The organism is Zhouia amylolytica AD3 (genome assembly GCF_000511935.2).
GTDB classification, from domain to species: Bacteria; Bacteroidota; Bacteroidia; order Flavobacteriales; family Flavobacteriaceae; genus Zhouia; species Zhouia amylolytica.
The window spans coordinates 1-1,125 of the sequence record NZ_AYXY01000025.1; the positions used below are offsets into that span (position 1 = coordinate 1).

1 protein-coding gene and 1 riboswitch are annotated in these 1,125 nt (G+C 37.7%); the gene reads left to right on the forward strand.

The genetic code is table 11. The features are described 5' to 3' along the window. Positions 1-561 precede the first annotated feature (561 nt). Positions 562-654, forward strand: a riboswitch (SAM-I-IV-variant riboswitch). Positions 655-719: 65 nt separating this feature from the next. Next, positions 720-950: a hypothetical protein gene (locus tag P278_RS13640; RefSeq protein WP_038268082.1), complete on the forward strand. Its 231-nt coding sequence runs from the start codon at positions 720-722 to the stop codon at positions 948-950. Positions 951-1,125: the final 175 nt, after the last annotated feature.

Below are 1,125 nucleotides of genomic sequence, written 5' to 3' on the forward strand. Positions count from 1 at the left end.
TTGTCGAACTGAATGTCAATGGCATGTTTATTCTTTATTCATTTTCTTTATTCACCAATTTGCTTATTGTTTTATAAGGAGTTCATGATGTGCTACGCAATTGCTCATCCAAAGAAAACGAATCAAAAGAAAGGATGCCCGTCGAGAGGTATTTTTGCTATCGCAAAACCATGAATTCAATCCTAAATGGTCTCCAAGGCTTCGACCATTTTTAACGGATTAAATCCATATATACTGCCGACGGGGATAGACTCCCATCAACATCTTTTAACTTAATTCAAAACCACTGCAAACAAACCGTCATCACGAACGGAAAACAGTGTCGTGCGGCGATTTTTTGGAGGTAGGTGAATCCTTATAAAGAGATTGCCACGCCCTGCCAGCGCAAGGCTCGAAATGTGGTAATACAATTTCTTACCCCTGCACCCCTAAAGGGGGAAATTGTCTTAGGAACCTCTTTGTCATTCCGCACTTGTTGCGGAATCCATTGTTTCCAGGTTTAGATATCAGTTGGAGTGAACCACAGTATTATAACCGTTGTTATTATTTTTTGTACTTTTATATCAACATCAAGAGTCTTTAAGTAGACAGCAACAGAGTGACAACACCACTGTGCTACCATGATGGGCCTTTAAAAGGAAAAATGTTGTAATCCTTCACTTTTTAAATAGCCTTCTAGCTTGATGTAAAGTATTGTTTCATTTTAAATTCTTTACACGATGAGTACTACTAATTTTTTTAAGTCCAAAAACGATAACGAGATCGTTGCATTGTTTAACCGCGAAGTTGGAAGCACTGCCTGGGTGTCCGCTCGCGGAAATTATTTAGGTGAACTTCGAAAAGAGTTCATACGAAGAGCCATAGATTTTACCATTGTTTCTAACTATAGTGGTGGTTTTAATTTAAATAAAAAGGTAAGGTTAGTCGATAAGGTTTTGGTTTTTATTTGATTGTCATTACGAGGAGGTAACGCAGGAAGGGACGTAAAACAATTTCTTACCCTCCCCCCTAAAGGGGGAAATTGTTTTCTTCCTTTTATCATTCCGTGTTTTTTTGTCATTCCGCATTTATTGCGGAATCTATGGATTTTAAATAGACTCTGTTTTTTTCCTGATTGGGAATTTT